The organism is Streptomyces sp. NPDC002853, assembly GCF_053591915.1.
This window is the reverse complement of record NZ_JBSFUS010000009.1, coordinates 140,331-157,188: the sequence shown is the minus strand read 5'-3', so window position 1 is coordinate 157,188 and position 16,858 is coordinate 140,331. Positions and strand designations below refer to the sequence as shown.

General features: G+C 71.2%; 14 protein-coding genes. 6 read left to right on the top strand and 8 right to left on the bottom strand.

Annotated features, from left to right (window positions below; translation table 11 throughout):
• Positions 1-81: 81 nt before the first annotated feature.
• Positions 82-1,764 carry a DHA2 family efflux MFS transporter permease subunit gene (locus ACWD02_RS25310; protein WP_451214714.1) on the top strand — a complete coding sequence of 561 codons (1,683 nt, stop codon included), beginning with the start codon at positions 82-84 and terminating at the stop codon, positions 1,762-1,764.
• Here the strand turns inward: ACWD02_RS25310 and ACWD02_RS25305 are convergent.
• The 3 genes from ACWD02_RS25305 to ACWD02_RS25295 are packed head-to-tail and all read right to left on the bottom strand — an operon-like array spanning position 1,737 to position 5,927.
• Entirely contained in the window at positions 1,737-3,653 is a 1,917-nt protein-coding gene (locus tag ACWD02_RS25305; protein WP_451214713.1) for a helix-turn-helix domain-containing protein, read from the bottom strand. The two genes, ACWD02_RS25310 and ACWD02_RS25305, sit on opposite strands and share 28 nt — an antisense overlap.
• A gap of 32 nt (positions 3,654-3,685) precedes the next feature.
• Positions 3,686-5,077 (bottom strand): MFS transporter, encoded by a 1,392-nt coding sequence (locus tag ACWD02_RS25300; protein ID WP_451214712.1) that lies wholly within the window; start codon positions 5,075-5,077, stop codon positions 3,686-3,688.
• 58 nt (positions 5,078-5,135) lie between these two features.
• Entirely contained in the window at positions 5,136-5,927 is a 792-nt protein-coding gene (locus tag ACWD02_RS25295) for a 3-hydroxybutyrate dehydrogenase (protein ID WP_451214711.1), read from the bottom strand.
• A gap of 381 nt (positions 5,928-6,308) precedes the next feature.
• Between ACWD02_RS25295 and rho the strand changes: the two genes are divergently transcribed.
• A complete protein-coding gene (rho, locus tag ACWD02_RS25290) occupies positions 6,309-7,523 on the top strand; it encodes a transcription termination factor Rho (protein ID WP_451214710.1) in 1,215 nt (404 codons plus the stop codon).
• A gap of 9 nt (positions 7,524-7,532) precedes the next feature.
• Here the strand turns inward: rho and ACWD02_RS25285 are convergent, their stop codons facing one another.
• Positions 7,533-8,816: a M6 family metalloprotease domain-containing protein gene (locus ACWD02_RS25285; RefSeq protein WP_451214709.1), complete on the bottom strand. Its 1,284-nt coding sequence runs from the start codon at positions 8,814-8,816 to the stop codon at positions 7,533-7,535.
• A gap of 285 nt (positions 8,817-9,101) precedes the next feature.
• On the opposite strand from ACWD02_RS25285, the gene ACWD02_RS25280 reads away from it, so the two are divergent.
• Both ACWD02_RS25280 and ACWD02_RS25275 read left to right on the top strand, forming a co-directional pair.
• The gene (locus ACWD02_RS25280; protein ID WP_451214708.1) at positions 9,102-9,758 is read left to right on the top strand and encodes a TetR/AcrR family transcriptional regulator; all 657 of its coding nucleotides are present in this window, start codon (positions 9,102-9,104) and stop codon (positions 9,756-9,758) included.
• A 114-nt stretch (positions 9,759-9,872) separates the two neighbouring features.
• Positions 9,873-11,396, top strand: a complete 1,524-nt coding sequence (locus ACWD02_RS25275) for an MFS transporter (RefSeq protein WP_451214707.1) — start codon at positions 9,873-9,875, stop codon at positions 11,394-11,396.
• Between the two features lie 22 nt (positions 11,397-11,418).
• Here ACWD02_RS25275 and ACWD02_RS25270 read toward each other — a convergent pair whose 3' ends face one another.
• Positions 11,419-11,943, bottom strand: a complete 525-nt coding sequence (locus tag ACWD02_RS25270) for a MarR family winged helix-turn-helix transcriptional regulator (protein WP_451214706.1) — start codon at positions 11,941-11,943, stop codon at positions 11,419-11,421.
• A gap of 117 nt (positions 11,944-12,060) precedes the next feature.
• Between ACWD02_RS25270 and ACWD02_RS25265 the strand changes: the two genes are divergently transcribed.
• On the top strand, positions 12,061-12,843 hold the full coding sequence (locus ACWD02_RS25265) for a dioxygenase family protein (RefSeq protein ID WP_451214705.1): 783 nt from the start codon (positions 12,061-12,063) through the stop codon (positions 12,841-12,843).
• A 14-nt stretch (positions 12,844-12,857) separates the two neighbouring features.
• On the opposite strand, the gene ACWD02_RS25260 is transcribed toward ACWD02_RS25265, so the two are convergent.
• Positions 12,858-13,895 (bottom strand): questin oxidase family protein, encoded by a 1,038-nt coding sequence (locus ACWD02_RS25260; protein ID WP_451214704.1) that lies wholly within the window; start codon positions 13,893-13,895, stop codon positions 12,858-12,860.
• A gap of 82 nt (positions 13,896-13,977) precedes the next feature.
• Positions 13,978-14,520, bottom strand: coding sequence for an N-acetyltransferase family protein (locus ACWD02_RS25255; RefSeq protein WP_451214703.1), 543 nt, complete (start codon positions 14,518-14,520; stop codon positions 13,978-13,980).
• Positions 14,521-14,704: 184 nt separating this feature from the next.
• On the opposite strand from ACWD02_RS25255, the gene ACWD02_RS25250 reads away from it, so the two are divergent.
• The gene (locus tag ACWD02_RS25250; protein WP_451214702.1) at positions 14,705-15,712 is read left to right on the top strand and encodes a sigma-70 family RNA polymerase sigma factor; all 1,008 of its coding nucleotides are present in this window, start codon (positions 14,705-14,707) and stop codon (positions 15,710-15,712) included.
• 95 nt (positions 15,713-15,807) lie between these two features.
• Here ACWD02_RS25250 and ACWD02_RS25245 read toward each other — a convergent pair whose 3' ends face one another.
• The gene (locus ACWD02_RS25245) at positions 15,808-16,812 is read right to left on the bottom strand and encodes a helix-turn-helix transcriptional regulator (RefSeq protein ID WP_451214701.1); all 1,005 of its coding nucleotides are present in this window, start codon (positions 16,810-16,812) and stop codon (positions 15,808-15,810) included.
• Positions 16,813-16,858 lie beyond the last annotated feature (46 nt).

Genomic DNA, 16,858 nt, shown 5'->3' with positions numbered 1-16,858 from the left:
TGTCGGCTTGCCTGCCTGCATGCGCTCGTGCTTTGACAACTTACCGGCCCGACATTACCTTCACCATGGAATTACTTCACCATGGAGGTATCAATCGAGATGCGTGACCCCTCGGACCCCCCGCCCGCCCTGTCACCCGCCCCACCCACAGCCCGCCGCTGGCTCGGCCTCCTCGCCATCGCCCTGGGTGTCGCCCTGATCGTCGTGGACACCACGATCGTCAACGTGATCGTCCCCTCGGTCATCGAGGACCTGGACGCCGGCTCGGCGCAGGCGCAGTGGATCCAGGAGTCGTACGCGATCGTCTTCGCGGCGCTGCTCCTGCTGACCGGGCGCCTCGCCGACATCTTCGGCGCGCGCCGGATCTTCGTCGCGGGCGTCGTGGTCTTCGGCGCGACCAGCGTGCTCGCCGGGCTCGCGCCCGGCAGCGGGCTGCTGATCCTGGCCCGCTTCCTGCAAGGTGCGGGCGCGGCGATGATCCTGCCGACCTCGCTCTCCCTCCTCAACGCCACCTTCACCGGCAAGGCGCGTGGTCAGGCCTTCGCCATCTGGGGCTCGACCATCGGCGCCGCCGCCGCGCTCGGCCCACTGCTCGGCGGCTGGCTCGCCGAACACGTCTCGTGGCGCTGGGCGTTCGGCATCAACGTGCCGCTGTCCGTCCTCGTCGCCGCCGGGGTGCTGCTCTACATGGCGCCCTCGCCGCGTTCCAAGGGCAGGTTGGACGTGGCCGGTGCGGTGCTCTCCGCGGTCGGGCTCGGGCTGCTCGCCTTCGGGCTCGTCGAAGGGCGCACGTACGGGTGGATCGTCAGCATCGAGCCGCTGGAGGTTCTCGGGGTCACCTGGAGGAGCGGCCCCTCGCCCGTTCTCGTCGCCCTCGTGCTCTGTGCCGCCACGCTGTTCGCCTTCGTGCGGCGGCAGATCGCGCTCGGCCGGGCCACTGACCCCGCACGCTCCTCACGGGTTCTGATGGACGTGCGGCTGTTCTCCATCGCCTCCTTCCGCAACGGCAACATCGCGACCCTGATCATCGGCCTCGGTGAGTTCGGCATCGTCGCCGTGCTCCCGCTGTGGCTGCAGTTCACCCTCGGCTACAGTGCCCTGGAGGCCGGGCTCGCCCTGGTGCCCATCGCCATCGGCAGTTTCGTGGCGACCGGCGTCAGCTTCCCGCTGGCCGCCCGGGTCGCGGCGCTGGGGCAGGTGCGCATCGGGCTCGCCCTGGAGGTCGCCGGTCTTGCGGGGGTCGGATTCATCGCCGCCCCGGACAGCTCCTGGTGGGCCGTCGCGCTGATGCTCTTCGTGTACGGGATCGGCGTCGGGTTCGCCACCGCCCAGGTCACCAACGTGGTCCTCGCCGAGGTGCCGCACGAGAGCGCGGGGCAGGGCTCCGGTATCCAGAGCGCCTTCCGCCAACTCGGTTCCGCGCTCGGCATCGCAGCCCTGACCACGGTCTTCTTCACCACCCTCAGCACGAACCTGCGCGACCGGCTGAGCGATGCCGGTGTGCCGTCCGGGAAGGCCGACCAGCTCACCGCCGCCGTCACCGACAGCGCGGGTGCCACCATCGGGCCCCTCGCGGACCGCCCGGAGACCGCGTCCATCGCCGACGCGGCACGCTCGGCGATGACCGACGGCGTCGCGCTCGGCGGCTATGTCGCCGCGGGCTTCGTCGTCCTCGGACTCGTCGCCACGTTCCTCGTCCCGGCCGTCGCCGCGCCGCGCGAGGAAGCCGCCGAGGATCAGGACGACGCGGTGGCCCGGGTGTAGGCGTGCAGGCGCAGAGCCAGTTGGATCTCCAGTGCGCGCTCCGGTGACTGCCAGTCGGCGCCCAGCAAGTGGCCTATCCGGTCGAGGCGTTGGACCACGGTGTTCACGTGCACGTGGAGGGATTCCTTCGCCTTGGACTGGCTCATGCCGCAGGCGAAGTAGGCCCGCAGGGTGTGGATCAGTTCGGTGCCGCGTCTGGTGTCGTAGTCGAGGACCGGGCCGAGGGTGCGGCGTACGTACGAGTCGAGGTTCGTGTCCTCGCCGAGGAGTACGCCGAGGAATCCGAGGTCGGGGAGGTCCGCGCCCCGCCCGGTGTGGCCGAGCGCGCGCAGGGCGGAGAGGCATCGCAGCGCCTCGGCGTGGGCCAGCGAGAGGGCCTCGGGGCCGATCGCGGGGCCCGCGGCGCCGACCGTGACCGGCGCCCCGGCGGCCTGGGTGAGCTCGGCGGCGAGCGCGCGGGCCCGGGAGCCCGTGTCGTCGGCCGGGATCACCAGGGCCACGTGGTCGTGGTGCAGGCCGGACAGGCCGCGGTGGGCGCGGGCGGCGCGCGCGGCCGACGAGAGCAGGAGGCGGCGGGAAGCCGCCTCGCTGTGGGCGACGAACACCGCGTGGGGCAGGGCCAGATCGACGTCCAGGCGGCGGGCGCGCGCGGCCAGGCGGCCCGGGGTGCCGGAGAGGGAGAGCAGGTCGCCGAGGAGTTCACCGCGTACGCGGTCCTCGGCCTCGGCTGCCGAGCGGCGAAGGAGCAGGAGCAGTGCGGTGACGACCCCGGCGCGTTCGAAGAGGCGGCGGTCGGCCTCGCCGAGGTCGGGCCGGTCGGTGAGGGCGATGCTGCCGAGGAGCTCGGGGCCGGCGAGGACCGCGCAGACCCAGGTCCCGTCGAGGGGCACCGCCCGGCCGCTGGCACGCGAGGCGGCGACGGCCTCGGCAGGTGGCGTACGGGGTTCGGCGTCGACCCGGGCGAGTTCCGTGCCGTCCGCGTCGTGGATGAGCGTGCCGCCGTCCAGGAGGGCGCCGATGGCGGTGGCGACCTCGGTGAAGTCGCCGCCGCGCAGCACGAGATCGGTCAGGCGGTCGTGCGCGTCCTCGGCCCTGCGCAGCGCCTCGCTGTGCGCGCGGATGGTCTGCGATGCCGCGTTCAGGTCGACGAGCGCGGCCCGGGTCTCCTCCATGCGGCGCGCGCTGTCGATGGCGATGGCCGCGTGGTCGGCGAGCGAGGAGAGCAGCGCGCCCTCGTCCGGCGTGAAGGCGCGGGCGGTGCGGTCGGCGGCGTACAGGACCCCGATGATGTGGGTGCCCTGCCGCAGCGGTACGCCGAGGATGGCGTGCAGGCCCTCTTCCAGTACGGCGCTGTCGATGGGCGCGGTGTGCTGGAAGCGGGGGTCGACCTCGTAGTCCCCGGTGGCGTACGGGCGGGCGGTCTGGGCGACGAGGCCGCCGAGCCCCTCGCCCATGCCCAGGCGCAGGTTCTGGAACGCGGCGGAGACCGAGCCGTCCGTCACGCGCATGTAGGTGTCGCCCGCCGCGGGGTCGTTGAGGGACAGATACGCGACGTCCGTACGGAGCAGCAGCTTGGCCCGGTGCACGATGGCGCGGAGCACCGCGTCCAGGTCGCGCAGCGCGGCGAGGTCGCCGGCCGTGTCGAACAGCGCGGTCAGTTCGGCTTCTCTGCGCTGGTGCTGGTTCAGGGTGCGCCGTACGCGCAGGGCGGTCTGCGTGGCCTCGTCGACCGCCGCGAGCTGGGCGCCGTTCGCCCCCGCGGCGCGGGCCGCGGCCGCCGGCCGGGCGAACTGCTCGGCCGGCGCGTCCTGGGCGAGCAGGTCGAGCAGCTCGCGCAGGGCGGCGGTGCACACCTGCTCCCGGTGGGCGGCGTCTGGGGAGCTGGTCATACGACGGGTCGCCTCCGGGAGCGGGGTGCGGTTCAGCTTCCGATTGTCGCCGAGGCGGTGCTGGTCGCACCCTCGGGAGCGGAACGCTGTTCGGAGAGCGAGCGGCCCCGGGTCTCCTTCGCCACGAGCACCGTGAGCGTCGTGATCACCACCGTCACGCAGACGTAGAGGGCCACCGGGGTCGCCGAATCGAAGTCCTTGAGGAGTTCCACCGCGATGATCGGCGCGAGCGCACCGCCGATGATGGACGCGAGCTGCGAGCCCATCGACGCCCCGGAGTAGCGCACCTTCGTGTCGAACATCTCGGAGATGAAGGCGGCCTGCGGCCCGTACATCGCGCCGTGCAGGAGCAGCCCGACGGTGACCGCGAGGGTGATCACGGCGAAGGACTCGCTGTCGACGAGCGCGAAGAACGCGAACGCCCACGCCGCCATGCCGATGGAACCGATCAGGGTGACGGGCCTGCGGCCGATGCGGTCCGAGAGCGCGCCCCACAGCGGGATCGTCACGAAGTGCACGGCGGAGCCGATGAGGACGGCGTTCAGGGCTGTGCTCTTGGGCAGTTCCAGGTGCACGGTGACGTAGACGAGGACGAAGGCCGTGAGGATGTAGTACGAGACGTTCTCGCCGAGCCGGGTGCCGATCGCGGTGAGGACGCCGCGCCAGTTGTGCCGGAAGACCTCGACGACGGGCGCCTCCTCCTTGGCCGCTTCCCCCGAGGCCGCCGCGGCCTCCGCACGGGCCTGCGCCTCCAGGAACAGCGGGGACTCCGAGACCGAGACCCGTATCCACAGGCCGATGATCACGAGCACCCCGGAGAGCAGGAACGGGATGCGCCAGCCCCAGGCGAGGAACGCCTCGTCGGACTGGACGGCGGCGAGGAGCGCGAGGACGCCGGTGGCCAGGAGGTTGCCGCCGGGTGCGCCGGCCTGCGGCCAGGATGCCCAGAAGCCGCGGTTCTTGTCGTCGCCGTGCTCGGAGACGATCAGGACGGCGCCGCCCCACTCACCGCCGAGCGCGAAGCCCTGGATCAGGCGCAGCACCGTGAGCAGGATCGGGGCGCCGACGCCGAGCGTGGCGTGGGTGGGCAGCAGGCCCATCGCGAAGGTGGCGCCGCCCATCATCATCAGGCTGAGCACAAGAAGTTTCTTGCGGCCGATCTTGTCGCCGTAGTGGCCGAAGACGACGCCGCCCAGCGGCCGGGCGGCGAAACCGACGGCGTAGGTGAGGAAGGAGAGGAGCGTGCCGACCAGCGGGTCGCTGTTGGGGAAGAAGAGGGTGTTGAAGACGAGCGCGGCGGCCGAGCCGTAGAGGAAGAAGTCGTACCACTCGATGGTGGTGCCGATGAGGCTTGCGCTGATGATGCGGGCGATACCTGGCGTGCCCGGGGTCTTGCCCTGGGCACGCGGCGTTGCGGCTGCCATGGCGTGATCCGTTTCTCGATGGGGACGTGGGGTGAAGTGGCGCTGGGGGAGCGGGGGTTCAGCCGGCGGTCCAGCCGCCGTCCAGGGGCAGCGAGGCGCCGGTCACGAAGCCGCTGTGCGGGCCGCAGAGCCAGAGCGCGGCGGCGGCGATCTCCTCGGGCTCGATGAGCCGCTTGGTCGCGGAACGCCGCAGCAGTACGTCGGTGAGGACCTGTTCGGGCGCGATTCCGTGGGCGGTGGCCTGGGCGCTGATCTGGTCCTCGACGAGGGGCGTGCGGGTGTAGCCGGGGCAGAGGCAGTTGCTGGTGACGCCGTGCGTCGCGCCTTCCAGGGCGGTGACCTTGCTCAGGCCCTCCAGGGCGTGCTTGGCGGTGACGTAGGCGGACTTGAAGGCGCTGGCGCGCAGCCCGTGCACGCTGGAGATGTTCACGACGCGGCCCCAGCCGTGCGCGTACATGTGCGGCAGTGTCCGGCGCAGCAGGAGGAACGGCGCGGTGACCATCACCCGCTGGATCAGGTCGAACCGCTCCGGGGGGAACTCCTCGATGGCGGCGACGTGTTGGAGCCCGGCGCTGTTGACGAGGACGTCGACGTCCGTGGGCAGGGTGTCCACCGCGGCGGGGTCGGCGAGGTCCACGGGGTGTGCCTCGCCGTCGATCTCGTCGGCGACGTTCTTGGCCGCGTCGGCGTGCCGGTCCACGACGTGGACGAAGGCGCCCGCGTCGGCCAGGGCCACGGCGCAGGCCCGCCCGATGCCGCTGGCGCCGCCGGTGACCAGGGCGGTGCGTCCGGTGAGATCGGTTCCGGCGGGGCCTGCGGGGGCGACACCGCGGGGAGGGGGACTCGTCATGGCCGGAAACGTAAGGGTGCGCCGGGCGGGGATCCCATGTGTGGGGCCCACATAACCGGGCGCCGGGTCATGTGGATGGATGCGGCCGTCCGGGTACGATCCTGGTGACCCACGTCACGCTCGGCGGTCCGAAAGCTGTGCTACCTTGCGAACAGCACGTGTGTACGCCGCCTTCCGCGGCGCCCGTGCCGATCTTCTCTTCTTCCGCCTCATCGAGGCTTCCGCAGTCCAGTGGCTCCGTGGCTTCCGTCGTTCGACGAAGCTCTCAGGAAACTTCCGCGCAGCCCTGTGCCGCAGTTCTTCTCTCCGCCCGACGTACGGGACGTGAACTCACCGTCCCGCCGGGCCCCTTCATTCGCACGCCTGCGAAAGGACCCCACCATGAGTACCGCAACCATCACCCGGAACAAGACCACCACCCCGAACAGGGACACCACCCCGAACAGGGACACCACCACGGCTCCCGTCGTCGCCGCCTCCGGCATCCTCGACGTGAGTCACAACGCCAACGGCCATCTGCGTACGGGCGATTGCCTCCCCACCCCGAACGACGTACAGGTCCCTTCCGCGCTCATCCGCCGGTTCGGCCTGCGCGCGGGTGACATGGTCGAGGGCGTCAGCGGCAGGGCCCGCACCCTGACCGGCGTCGAGCGGGTCAACGGACACTCCGCCGAAGCCCTGCGCAGGCGTACGCGGTTCGCCGACCTGACCCCGCTGCACCCCCGCGAGCGGCTCCTCCTGGAGACGCCCGGCAGCGGCGGCGGCAGTGTCGCGACCCGGCTCATCGACCTCGTCGCCCCCGTCGGCAAGGGCCAGCGCGGCCTCATCGTCGCGCCGCCCCGCACCGGCAAGACCGTCCTGCTCCAGCAGATCGCCGCCGCCGTCAGCGCGAACCACCCCGAGGCCCACCTCATGGTCGTGCTGCTCGACGAACGGCCCGAGGAAGTCACGGACATGAAGCGTTCCGTACGGGGTGAGGTGCTCGCCTCGACCTTCGACCGGCCCGCCAGGGAGCACATCGCCCTGGCCGAACTCGCCGTCGAGCGCGCCAAGCGGCTCACCGAGGAGGGCAAGGACGTCGTGATGCTCTTCGACTCCCTCACCCGGCTCTGCCGCGCGTACAACAACGCGGCATCCAGCGGCGGCCGCACCCTCTCCGGAGGTGTCGACGCCGCCGCCATCCAGGGCCCCAAGCGGCTCTTCGGTGCCGCGCGGTGCGCGGAGGAGGGCGGGTCCCTGACCATGCTCGCCACCGTGCTCGTGGAGACCGGATCGCGCGCCGACGACTACTACTTCGAGGAGCTCAAGGGCACCGGCAACATGGAGCTCCGCCTCGACCGCGGCATGGCCCAGCACCGGGTCTTCCCCGCCGTCGACGTCACCCCTTCCGGCACGCGCCGCGACGAACTCCTGGTGCCCGCCGACGAATTGACCGCCGTACGCGGTCTGCGGCGCGCCCTGCAGGGCAGGGACCCGCAGGGCAACCTGGAGGCGATCCTCGACCGCCTGCGCAAGACCCCGGACAACGCCGCCTTCCTGCGGCAGGTGCAGCAGACCGTGCCCGGCGCCGGGTCCGCCAAGGTCAACGGCGGCTGAGGCGTGGCCTCACGGCCGGGTGACGTGCACCCGGTAGCGGCCCGTCTCGTCGATGTCCGTCACCGTGATGCGTACGCCCGTCTTCTTGTCCGTGAAGGTCTGTCCGGGCTCGTAGGTCGCGTCGGAGAGCTCCGCGTGGACGTTCGGCCGGCGCGTGCAGCCGCCGCTGTCCTTCGTGGAGTCGGAGACCGTGATCGGGCCGTGGCCGGTGTCGACCTCCGCGTCCACCCGGTAGACGAGGACCCCCGGCTTGCAGATCGCCTCGTCGTTGCCGCCGCGGGTGCGCACCTCGACGGCGTACCCCGTCCGGTCGCTCAGCGGCACGAAGGCGAGCTTGGTGCCGCCTTCCGTCGGCAGCGGGCTGAGCGTGTGCTCGGTGGTGCCGGAGTTCGACGCGCAGCTGACCTGGTCGTCGCCGAGCCAGCCGAGCTTCCACTTGTGCCAGGCCACGAGGTCGTTGTTGGCGCCCCAGTCCTCGCTCATGATGTCCCAATGGCCGACCGCGCCGCCGCCCTCCTGTGTGTAGAGGTCGGGCAGGCCGAAGACGTGGCCGTTCTCGTGGGGGAGCACGCGGTAGCCGGTCTCGCGGTAGCTGCCCGAGCCGTCGTCCTGCCTGCTGTAGACGAAGGACGCGTTCGAGACCGGGACGCCGTCCGCTACGGGGGCCTCGGTGTTGCCCGCGAAGGTCACCGAGAGGACCGTGTCGAGCGCGGAAGGACCGGCGTTCGGCGTGATCAGGATGTTCACCAGGTCGTACTCCCGGAAGTCCACGTCCGGGTCGGCCGCCGCCACGATGTCCGTGACCAGCTCGCGGTAGCCGGGGTCGAAGGGGGCGCCGCGCTCTATCCCGTACTCCTTGAAGCTCTTGGGCATCCGCAGCCAGTCGGAGACCGGGGACTCCGGGCGGTAGTCGAGCCGTCCGTAGGAGCTGGTGCGGAACCAGTCGGACGTCTGCGGGAAGAACTCACCGAGGCGGTCGAGGGCGCTTCCCTCGCCGGGGGCGTCGGAGAAGTCGACCATCAGGTTCAGGGCCCGGACGGTGCCGGTGGAGCGGGAGTATCCGGTGGGGGTGGGCATCCCCTCGGACATCTGGACGCCCATCGTGCCGCTGATCATGCACGGGTTGAGCGTGGTCGCGCGGGCCAGGGACGAGGGGCCCGCCGCCGTGGGGGACTCCTCCATCAGGCGGCCGGTGCTCGCCGATGTGGTGACCGTGAAAGCAAGGACGGCGCAGGTGGCGAGTGCAGTGCCACGTCGCGCTCCGCATATCTGCCTCCAGGTCGGCTGCTGCATGCGTGGGCCTTCCCCTAGCGGCAGCCGCCGGTCCTGGCTGCACCCTTTCGATCACCCTGTGCCGGTGGGTGCGCGGGCGCTCGTTGGGTGCGACCGATCGTGGGTTTCTTGTTCATTTACGTGTGACGCGGGTCACGCGAAGAAAGTCCGGGAGCGGGAAATATCCGGGGACTGTCTCCCCGTTTAGACCTGTGTCCGAGCGAAACGGGGAGTGATTCCCCGCATCGCGCATCCGAGGCTCCGGCACCGTCCGGAGGCTCGACCGCAGACTTGAGGAGAGCCGCCGTGGAAACCGCCACCGCCGCGCAGCGCCGAACGCCCCGCCCGCGGGCCGACGCCCTGCGCAACCGGGAGCGGATCGTCGCCGCCGCACGCGAGATGTTCGTCGAGTTCGGCCCCGATGTGCCGCTCGACGAGGTCGCGCGCCGGGCCGGCGTCGGCAACGCCACGGTCTACCGGCACTTCTCCGACCGTTCCGAACTGGTGCACCAGGTCGTCCTGCTGGTCACCGACCGCGTCTCGGCGCACGCCGAGGCGGCGATCCTGGCCGCGGACGCCGACCCGAGTGTCGCGTTCGACGTCCTGCGCCGGTTCGTACATGCCTCCGCCGACGAGCGGATCGGTGCCCTGTGCCCGATCCTCCAGGCGGCCTTCGACCCCGATCACCCGGATCTGGTCGATGCCCGTGAGCGGCTCGAAGCCGTGATCGACGGGCTCATGCAACGGGCGCGCGCGGCCGGGCAGCTGCGCACCGACATCGCCGTCGGGGACCTGATGGTCGCCCTCTCCCAGCTCACGAGGCCGCTGCCCGGCACGGCGTGCCCGAACATGGACCGCTTCGTCCACCGTCATCTGCAGCTGTTCCTGGACGGCCTGATGGCGCCTGCCCGCTCCGAGCTGCCCGGTGAGGCGGCGACCTTGGAGGACCTCCGCCAGTCCTGAGTCACGCCTGACCCGGCTCCATCACGTTCCACGCGGCACGCGCCTCCGTCGTGCGCGGCACGCGTCGCTTTTCCGTCACTTTTTCACCACACGTACCGCTAGGTGGCTACTCCCATGTCAGAAACAGATCCCAGGCGCTGGAAAGCGCTGATCTTCATCGCGCTCGCGCAGCTGATGGTCGTCCTCGACGCGACCATCGTGAACATCGCGCTGCCCTCCGCCCAACAGGACCTGGGCATCTCGGACGGCAACCGCCAGTGGGTCATCACGGCCTACGCCCTGGCCTTCGGTGGTCTGCTGCTCTTCGGCGGCCGCATAGCCGACCTCTGGGGCCGCAAGCGCACCTTCGTGACCGGACTGATCGGCTTCGCCGCGGCCTCCGCGCTCGGCGGCGCCGCGACGGGCGAGGCCATGATGCTCGGCGCCCGCGCCCTGCAGGGTGTGTTCGGCGCGCTGCTCGCGCCCGCCGCCCTGTCCCTGCTCGCCGTGATGTTCACCGATGCCAAGGAGCGCGCCAAGGCGTTCGGCATCTACGGTGCGATCGCCGGTGGTGGTGGCGCCGTGGGCCTGATCCTCGGCGGATTCCTCACCGAGTACCTGAACTGGCGCTGGACGTTCTTCGTGAACATCCCGTTCGCCGTCATCGCCGCACTCGGCGCCTACTTCGTCATCCGTGAGCCGGCCGGCGCCCGCAACCGCTCGCCGCTCGACATCCCCGGCGTGATCCTCTCCACCCTCGGTCTGGTCGCCCTCGTCTACGGCTTCACGCGCGCCGAGTCGGCCGGCTGGTCGGACTCCCTGACGATCGGCATGTTCGTCGGCTCCGCCGTCCTGCTCGCCGCGTTCGTCCTCGTCGAGGCCAAGGTCAAGTCGCCGCTGCTCCCGCTGCGCGTCCTGACCGAGCGCAACCGCGGTGGCGTCTACCTCTCGCTCGGCCTCGCGATCATCGCGATGTTCGGCCTGTTCCTCTTCCTCACGTACTACCTGCAGATCGTCAAGGGCTTCTCGCCGGTGAAGACCGGCTTCGCGTTCCTGCCGATGATCGTCGGCATGATCACGGGCTCCACGCAGATCGGCGCCCGCCTGATGACCCGCGTCGCGCCGCGGCTCCTGATGGGCCCGGGCTTCGTGGTCGCGGCCATCGGCATGCTGCTCCTGACGCAGCTGGAGATCGGCACCTCGTACGCCGGTCTGATCCTGCCCGCGCAGCTGCTGCTCGGCCTCGGCATGGGTACGGCGTTCATGCCCGCCATGTCGCTCGCCACGCACGGTGTGGAGCCGCGTGACTCGGGTGTCGCCTCCGCGATGGTCAACACCTCGCAGCAGGTCGGCGGCGCCATCGGCACCGCCCTCCTGAACACCATCGCCGCCTCCGCCACGACCGCGTACATCGCGGACCACGCGGCGGGTGCGACGACCCCCGCGGCCCAGAAGCTGGTCCAGGCGCAGGCCATGGTCGAGGGTTACACCAGCGCGATCTGGTGGGCCGTCGGCATCCTGGCCGCCGCCGCCGCGATCGCCTTCGCCCTGATCAACACCGGTGCCCAGAGCGGCGCTCCGGCCGCATCGGGCTCCGGTGACGGCGAGGGCGTCGAGGGCTCCGCGGACGAGGTGCGGATCCCGGTGGTCGCGCACTGACCCCGGTCGCACGCGGGGAGGCCTAGCGGAGCCAGGGCAGGTCCGCTCCCGCCTCCTTCGGCTGAAGTCCCTCGGCGACGATCACCATGATCTCGCCGAGGGACTTCTGCTGTTCCGGGGTGAGCCGGTCGAAGAGGGCCTGGCGCACGGCGGTGACATGGCCGGGCGCGGTCCTGCGCAGGACCTCGTACCCGTCGTCGGTGAGGATCGCGAACTGGCCGCGCTTGTCGGAGGGGCAGTCCTCGCGGCGCACCCAGCCGTTCTTCTCGAGGCGCGCGATGGCGTGCGAGAGACGGGACCGGGTGATCTTGGTGTTCCTGGCCAGCTCCGTCATGCGCTGCCGCCGCCGCGGGGCGACGGAGAGCTGGACCAGGAGGCCGTAGTAGATGTGCGGCATGCCGGCGTCACGCTGCAACTGGCGGTCGAGGTGATCCTCCAGGAGCGTGGTGGCCTGCAGATACGCGAGCCAGGTGCGCTGTTCGTCGTCGTCGAGCCAGCGCGGTTCCCCGTCGGGAAGGTCGGGGGGAGAAGTGGGTGCCGTGTCCATGTACTCCATCGTACGCAGCCCTTCCTTGAAAGTTAAACAATACGGGAGTAGGGTCGTCGTCGAGAAAGCTTGAGAGTTAAAGTAAACCGTTTCTCGTACGTTCTCGGAGGTGCCGCCATGACCGCGACCCAGGAGCGCATGCCCGCCCTGTACCTCAGCCACGGCGCACCGCCGCTGGCCGACGACGCGCTCTGGCCGGACCAGCTCCGCGCCTGGTCGGCGGGGCTGCCGCGCCCCAAGGCCATCCTCATGGTCTCCGCCCACTGGGAGGAGGCACCGCTCGCGCTCGGCGCGACCGAAACGGCGCCGCTGGTCTACGACTTCTGGGGCTTCCCCGAGCACTACTACCAGGTCACGTACGCCGCCCCGGGCGCCCCCCAACTGGCCGATTCCGTACGCAAACTGCTGCGCGGGGCGGGTACACCGGTGCAGGACATCCCGGATCGCGGGCTCGACCACGGAGCGTATGTCCCGCTCGTCGAGATGTATCCCGACGCGGACGTCCCCGTGCTCCAGATCTCCCTGCCGACCCTCGACCCGCGCCGCCTGCTCGACATCGGCCGCAAGCTCGCGCCGCTGCGGGACGAGGGCGTGCTGATCGTCGGCAGCGGCTTCTTCACGCACAATCTGGCCGCGCTGCGCCAGGGCGGTACGCCGTCGTGGTCGGTGGAGTTCGACGCGTGGGGGCACGAGGCGCTCGACGCGGGCGACATCGACGGTCTCCTCGACTTCCGGCACAAGTCTCCGGCGGGCGAGCTCGCACATCCGCGCACGGAGCACTTCGCGCCCCTGTTCGTGACGCTGGGGGCCGCGGAGGCCGCCGGGGACCTCGGCGGGCAGCGCAGTGTGATCGACGGGTTCTGGATGGGGCTCGCGAAGCGGTCGGTGCAGTTCGGCTGAGGTCGCCCGCGTGCCTAGGCGAGCGGTTCGCTGATCTCGATCGCGCGCAGGGCCGCCGTCAGGGCGCGCTCGTCGCCCACGTCCAGTGCCGTGTCGGCGAACTTGATGACGTGCTCGTCGCCGTGCGCCAAGGCCCGCTCGAAGACCTCCTCGGGGGCGAAGGTGCCGGGCGCCGTGTACGTGACCGGGGTGTCCGGGGCGTACATCGCGGTCACGGCGGCCGACGCCGTCCAGGCCGCGTGCAGGCTCGGCGCCCACAGGGTGCGGGGCAGCGCGGGCAGCGCGCGCAGCACGGCGTTGGGCGCGGTCGCCGCGTGCACCAGCATGGTCGCCTCGCCGTGGCCGTGCGTGGCGTACCGGTGGGTGGCCGCCCGCACCAGCTCGGTCAGCCCGCGGTGCGCCTCGTCCGGGTCCGTCACCGTGGCCGCCCACGCGGGCAGGCCCACGACCCGGCCCAGCCTGACGGGGAAGCCGCCGCTCTCCCTGTCCGGGATGGGCTCGACGACGTCCAGGGCGGCGGCCGCGGTGCCGGTGCCCGGCGGCAGGAGCGCGATGCCGGTGACGGGGTGGTGGCGGGCGGCCCAGTAGCCGAGGCCGTGGGCGAGTTCCGTGACGCGGGGCCCGGTCGCCTCGCCGGACAGGAGCGTGCGGACCGCGTGGCCCACGCGGATCACCGGGTGCGTGGAGCCGCCGTACATGCCCGGCAGCAGGAGCGGCCACCACGCGGCCAGCACCTCGCGCCACGGACGCTCGGCCACCTCGCGGCCGAAGTACGCGATCCAGTCCGCCGCCCGGCGCGGATCACCCAGAGCCTCGCGCCAGTCGTCGTCGGTGATTGTTCCGACCGCGCCCGGGTACTCCTCCAACTTCGGCGCGTACAGCCCGAGCCAGCGGTGGACAGCACCGGAGTGGCCGTGCGCGGCGAGCGCCTCGACGGCCATCGGCGCGTGGTTGGTGAGCCGTCCGAGCCGCTCGGGGCCCGAGGCGTGCAGGCGCTGCAGGGCTTCGTCGAGGGTGCCGGTGGTGGCGTCGGCGTCCGCGTTGGCTTCCATGGCGGCACGGTAGGCGGGGCCCGGGTGCGGACGTAACGGCCTTGCGCCCTAGGTCAGGGCTTAGGGCGGGCCGGGTCGGGACCTAGGACCCGCTTCGGTGCCGGGGGCCGAGGGGACGCTCGTACCAGGCGACGTCCCAGTAGCGGCCGAACTTGCGGCCCACCTCGCGGTACGTGCCGACGTGCCGGAAGCCGAAACGTTCGTGGAGGCGGCCGGAAGCGTCGTTCGGCTGGGCGATCCCGGCGTAGGCGCGGTGCAGGTCCTCGCCTTCGAGGGCCTCGAAGAGCGCCTTGTAGAGCAGGGTGCCGATGCCGCGGCCGGCGGCGTCCGGCGCGCAGTAGACGCTCACCTCCACAGAGGTGGCGTACGCGGGCTTTGCCCGGAAAGGAGAACTCGTGACGTACCCGAGGACCAGGCCGGAATCACGCTCCTGGGCAACCAAGAGGCGGTGGGGGCCGTCTTCAGGGTGGGAGAGCAGCCAAGGGCGGCGCTCTTCCGGCAGAAAGACGGCCGTGTCGAATGTGATCGCCGTCTCGCGCACGTAGTGGTTGTAGATAGCGGTCAGGGCCCCCAGATCGGCCTCCGTGCCCGGCCTGACCTGCACCTCGTCACGTTCCGACGGCATCCGGCCTCCCTTTGTGGCGGCACAGGGTACTGCAACGTCAGGAAAATAGTTGCGCGGCTTGGGAATTCTGTCCGGATTCCAGTCGTTGTTTCCATCGGAAGCAGGGCACCCGCGAGGGTGTGGTTTCCACCACAGAGGCCCGTGAAAAGGGCCGACCAGGACCTCCACACGCAAGGGAGCACGCATGGCAACCCGTGCCGTCGCCCGTCGTAAGTCCGCCTCCACCGGCGAGACCGACGCGGCACGCAGTGTTCGCGCCGTAGGCGGGGAGATCGCCGACCGCGACCTGGTCGGCATGTACCTCGACGAGATCGCGCGTACGCCGCTGCTCGACGCCGCCAAGGAAGTCGAGCTGTCCCAGATCATCGAGGCCGGTGTGTACGCCCGGAAGATACTCGACGGCGACGTCGAGGACTCCGTCCCCGGCGCCTCCGCGTCCCGCGAGGAGCTCGAAACGCTTGTCGCCGACGGTGAGCGGGCCAAGGACGTCTTCATCCGGTCGAACCTGCGTCTGGTCGTCGCCGTGGCCCGCCGCTATCCGCGCAGTGGTCTGCCGCTGCTCGACCTGATCCAGGAGGGGAACGCGGGCCTGGTCCGCGCGGTCGAGAAGTTCGACTACGCCAAGGGCTTCAAGTTTTCCACGTACGCCACGTGGTGGATTCGTCAGGCCATCACGCGCTCCATAGCCGACCAGTCCCGCACGATCCGTCTGCCCGTCCACCTGGTGGAGGAGCTGGGCCGGATCCGCCGGGTCATGCGGGAGTTCAACCGCAAGAACGGACGCGACCCCGAGCCCGAAGAGGTCGCGGCGGAGCTGGACTCCACGCCCGCGCGTGTCACGGACGTCCTGGACTGGGCGCGTGACCCGGTCTCGCTCAACATGGGCGTGGACGACAACGGCGACACGCAGTTCGGTGACCTCCTCGAGGACACCTCCGCGGTCTCGCCCGAGCAGTCCGTCCTGACCCTGCTGCGCAGCGAGGAGCTGGACGACCTGATCGGCCGCCTCGACCAGCGCACGGCCTCCATCATCAAGATGCGGTACGGCATCGAGGACGGCCGTGAGCGGACGCTGACGGAGGTCGGCAAGCAGCATGGTCTGACGCGGGAGCGGATTCGTCAGATCGAGAAGCACGCGCTGCTCGAACTGAAGAAGTTGGCTCGGGACACGGGCTTCGACGCGGCGGCCTAGGCGGCCCGCCTCGACCGGCCCCCACAGCCGAGCCCCGGTGCCATCCCCCCCCCGGCACCGGGGCTCATTTTTGTTTCCTGCCTCGCTCGCGGCGGCTACGTGGAGGTGGATGCGCGGGTGAGGCGGGTCCCCAGGGAACGCAACGCGTCGACCAGTTCCGGCGGCTCGTGGGCGACGAAATCATGGCCCGTCAGGGCAAGCCGCACCGCCAGCCACTCGACGGCGTCCGTCACCTCCGCCCGCAGCCGGCACGTCGTGGCCGTCAGCGGCTCCGGCGTCCCCAGGGCCGCCGGGAACGCCCTCGCGACGGCCTCCGCGGACGCCTCGAACGTCACGTCGATCGCGTACGAAGGCTGACCCCGCCACATCGACCGGCGGATGAACTCCGCGGCGTCTCCCGTGGGCAGCTCCCGCGGCACGAAGCGGGCGCCGGTCGCGAAGGGCGACGAAACCCGGTCCACCCGGAACGTGCGCCAGTCGTCACGGTCGATGTCGTACGCCACGAGATACCAGCGCCGTCCCGTCGACACGAGCCGGTGCGGCTCCGTGAGGCGGCGCGACTCCGTGCCGTCCCCCGAGCGGTACGCGAAGCGCAGGCGCTCCTGGCCCGCCGCCGCGGACGCCATGACCGTAAGCGTCTCGGGCGCGATGCTCGCGCCGTCTCCGCTGGTCAGGGGGGTTGTCGCGATCTGGAGGGTCTGGACTCGGTGACGCAGGCGGGAGGGGAGGACCTGTTCGAGTTTCGCCAGGGCCCGGACCGACGCCTCCTCCACACCCTCCACCGCGTGCCCCGCCCCGGCCCGCAGCCCCACCGCGATCGCCACCGCCTCCTCGTCGTCCAGGACGAGCGGAGGCATCGCCTTGCCCGCGACCAGCCGGTAGCCACCGGTCGCACCCTGGCTGGCCTGCACCGGATAGCCGAGGTCCCGCAGCCGGTCGACGTCGCGCCGCACCGTACGACGGCTGACGCCGAGCCGCTCCGACAGCTCGCCGCCCGGCCACTCGCGCGGGGTCTGGAGCAGGGAGAGGAGTTGCAGCAGCCGAGCCGGGGTGTCCGTACCGCCGGACCGTTCCGAGGTCGTGCCGGAAGTCGAAGTCATGTCTCCAAGGATGCCGTCCATCTAGGTCATGACCTGACCTATATGG